The following is a 3,411-nucleotide window of genomic DNA, read 5'->3' on the forward strand; positions in this document are numbered from 1 at the left end:
GTCTAATTTTGCCGCTTGAGCACGCATATCTTCTCGCTGGCTACGCACCCAAAACCCAAAGTCTAAAATTACATCTACGCCAAGAACCAATACACGAGCTGCAACATTCCAAAGCAAGGATTCCACTGTATTGTGTCTATCATCATGGTCCTTATCATCAACATCCTGTCCGAATAAGCGAGTATGCCATTCATCAGGCGTGAGGCGAAGAGCCTCATATTTTTGTTCAAGTTGCCGAGCTAATGTAGTTTTTCCACTACATGGGAGACCAACCATTAGGTGCAGTGTCGCAATAATTTTCACCCCCCATATTACATTATTCTAAACATCAGAATATTTGTCTTATTCAACGTTGTTATTATCGCGTTCCTTTTGCGATATCGCAACGGAAACATTGGTTATAACGGTTATTTCAATTGAAAGGATAGGGATCAATCTATTATGATTTCTATGGTGATACTATTCAACTTAATGGAGGTAATTATTTGCTGAGAATCGCAATCGTAATTGGCAGCACCCGTCCAGGACGCAGAGGTGAAGCAATCGCTCGGTGGGTACATGAGATCGCACAAAAACGCGGTGACGCTGAATACGAACTCGTGGATATTGCAGATTTCAACTTGCCACTATTCGATGAACCAAAGCCCCCTATGCTCGGTCAGTATACGAAGCCACATACGGTAGCTTGGTCAAAAGCCATCCAATCTTTTGATGGCTACGTATTCGTGACGCCCGAGTATAATCACGCCATCTCCGGAGCGCTCAAAAACGCCATAGACTATCTGTTTAATGAATGGAAAGATAAGGCGGCAGGCATCGTCAGTTATGGCGGCGGCACAGGCGGGGCTCGAGCGGCAGAAAATTTGAGACTGATCTTGAGTGAACTGCATGTTGCTGACGTACGTGCGCAGGTCACTCTTTCGGTCTTTACGGATTTTGAAAACTACAGTATTCTGAAGCCCGCCCCTCATCAGGAAGCAGCTGCCAACACGATGTTCGATCAAGTCATCGCCTGGAGTGGTGCATTAAAAGTGTTGCGTTAACACTACAATTATGATTTCGGACAACAACAAGCGCTCCCACATTGGCGAGCGCTTGTTGTCTTAACGTGTCAACACACGCACTCGGCTTCCATCCAGAAGCGGTTCACTGCTTTCAATAATAACGGCTTCTTGGGCGAACAGCCCTTTGCTGATAGAAGCCACCAACTCATTGGAGCCCACCACCGTTACCTCTCGGCGCTTGGCGTAGAATGCGTTGCCTAACGGGCCTCTGCGCTCCTCTATCGTGTACACGAACGTTCCGGCGCTGTCGGTACGGATCGCGGACTTAGAGAGGAGCAGGGTGCCGGCCTTTCCTTTCAGCGTTACCGTCATCTCGGCTTGTTCTCCCCCTTCAAGGGAAGGATCTTGCATTGTGACAGTCATCCGGATCCTCAGGACCGCCTCCTGTTCCTTGGATTCGGTGGAGGTGACTAAGCGGACAATATGCCCAGGTATGACGCGGTTGTCAGGTCTTAGCAGACGCACGTCAAGCGTCTCCCCTACTGATAAGCCTACAGCTATATCGGCAGGAAGCGGTAGGACGAGCTGATAACCTCTCGATGTATGTTCGAGACGGATGTCGGTCGTACCTGCGCTTGTGGCTATTCCTTCTCGCGCATTCACAGCCATCACCCTGCCGTCGAAAGGCGCCTTCAACCATCGGTTCGAGCTGAGCGATTGCTGCAAATCTTCGATATGCCTCTGTTGCATGTCGATGTCGATCTTTGCGATCTCCAACGCTGCTTTGGCGGCAAGAATGCTGCCCGGCTCTCCATTTTGCTCCGCCAGGATATACGCGTACTCCAATTGTTTGATCGACAGCTGGAGCTTGCTCAATTGGGCTTGTTCAGCCTCCAACTGCCGCTCACCATCACGTATATCGTATTCTACGAGATTCTGGCCTTGAAGGACGACATCTCCGACATGGACAAGCACCTGCTTGATGCTCGATCCCGCCTTCCCCGTCAGCTCTCTTGCTTCCACTGGCTCGATGACGGCATGGCCTGTATGCGTCTGATCCAATGAGCCCGGACTGACCACTTGCGTCGTCACCTTAGGCAGCGTCATCGCGAATAAGGTATTGCTGAGCAAGGTAAAGCCCACTAATAGGATGAGTAGAGCACCTGTTATCCCATGGAGGAGCCAACGTCTCCGGTTAGTAGGGTTCCCCTCGTTAATCTGTAAGTTCACTTCGATTCGTCCCCTTCCTGCTCCCTACCCCTTAATCCCGGACAGCTGAACCCCTTCAATGAAATGCGCTTGTGCATACAGGAACAGCAAGATCATGGGACTCATGTACAGCACGGAGGCCGCGAAGACGACACCTCTTGCTTCTTGGCTGATCTGTGCCAGATAAAGGGACAAGGGTTGCTGAACCGCTTCCTGCAGGAAAATAAGGGGCTGCTCTACCATGTTCCAATAATCCACGAACAAGAGGACGGTCAGTGCGGCCAGGCCGGGACGCACGAGCGGCAGAATGATCCGGGCGAATATTGTGAAGTGCCCGGCTCCGTCCATCTTCGCTGCTTCCGTCAGCGCTCTCGGAATATGGCTCATGAACTGGCGCAGCATGAAGACGCCGAAGGCGCCGAATATACCCGGTAGAACGATCGCCGCCCTCGTGTTCAGAAGGTCCAGCTTGTCCAAAATGATATAGTTCGGGACCAGCGTCACCTGGAAAGGCATAAGCATCGTCATCAAATAGCATAAAAACCATGTCTCTCTCCCCCGAAAGCGTAGTTTGGCAAACGCATATGCCGCAAGTGAGGCGACCAGGATCTGTCCCAGCAAAATGGGTGCGACCAGGCCGACTGAGTTCCAGAACATACGGAGAAACTTCGGATTCCGCACCAGCACTTCAGCGTATTGATTCAAGGTCACCCAGTCGGGAATCCATTTCAGATTCGCGAATGGTAGCTTCTCCCCTGCTGCGACATTAGTCATTTTGCCGACCGGATCATAATTCAACTCGATCTCCTGCTCTGTCATGAGGGAATTCGTGACGGTCAGGGCAATTGGCACCAAGCTCAGCAGGGCAATAATCGCTAGCAGAGCTGTTCGGCATACTCCGGGCAGACGTCTAATCACAGCTTCCCCTCCTCTCACTCCATATCGCTCTGGAACCGACGCTCCACGGCCATAAGGACGAACACCAGGATCAGGATACAACCGACCATCAGAGTAGCCGCGGCCGTCAGCTTCTGGATGTCCAACGTGAAGAACATGTTGTTCATATAATGCTGCAGCATGTAGATGTGGTTATACGGATAATCTCCGGCGAGCAAGTAAGTCTCTCGGAACACCTTGAACGAATTGAGAATCGAAATCATCACCACGAAGATCATTGTTGGGGTCAAGTATACTAGCG

The 3,411-nt window shown here is 50.9% G+C and carries 4 protein-coding genes and 1 pseudogene; 1 reads left to right on the forward strand and 4 read right to left on the reverse strand.

All coding sequences use genetic code 11. The features are described 5' to 3' along the window. Positions 1-303: P-loop nucleotide/nucleoside kinase family protein (locus tag AC1DWB_RS32430; protein ID WP_477545222.1), on the reverse strand; the 303-nt coding region annotated here is incomplete at its 3' end. A 182-nt stretch (positions 304-485) separates the two neighbouring features. Between AC1DWB_RS32430 and AC1DWB_RS32435 the strand changes: the two genes are divergently transcribed. Next, the gene (locus AC1DWB_RS32435) at positions 486-1,043 is read left to right on the forward strand and encodes an NADPH-dependent FMN reductase (RefSeq protein ID WP_477545223.1); all 558 of its coding nucleotides are present in this window, start codon (positions 486-488) and stop codon (positions 1,041-1,043) included. Positions 1,044-1,103: 60 nt separating this feature from the next. Here AC1DWB_RS32435 and AC1DWB_RS32440 read toward each other — a convergent pair whose 3' ends face one another. The 3 genes and pseudogenes from AC1DWB_RS32440 to AC1DWB_RS32450 all read right to left on the reverse strand — a co-directional run. Next, positions 1,104-2,234, reverse strand: a complete 1,131-nt coding sequence (locus AC1DWB_RS32440; protein WP_477545224.1) for an efflux RND transporter periplasmic adaptor subunit — start codon at positions 2,232-2,234, stop codon at positions 1,104-1,106. 24 nt (positions 2,235-2,258) lie between these two features. Continuing rightward, entirely contained in the window at positions 2,259-3,131 is an 873-nt protein-coding gene (locus AC1DWB_RS32445) for a carbohydrate ABC transporter permease (protein WP_477545225.1), read from the reverse strand. A gap of 14 nt (positions 3,132-3,145) precedes the next feature. Next, positions 3,146-3,411: pseudogene (locus AC1DWB_RS32450) on the reverse strand (sugar ABC transporter permease); the annotation flags it as partial.

The sequence above is a fragment of the Paenibacillus sp. P4_E11 genome, from assembly GCF_056401635.1.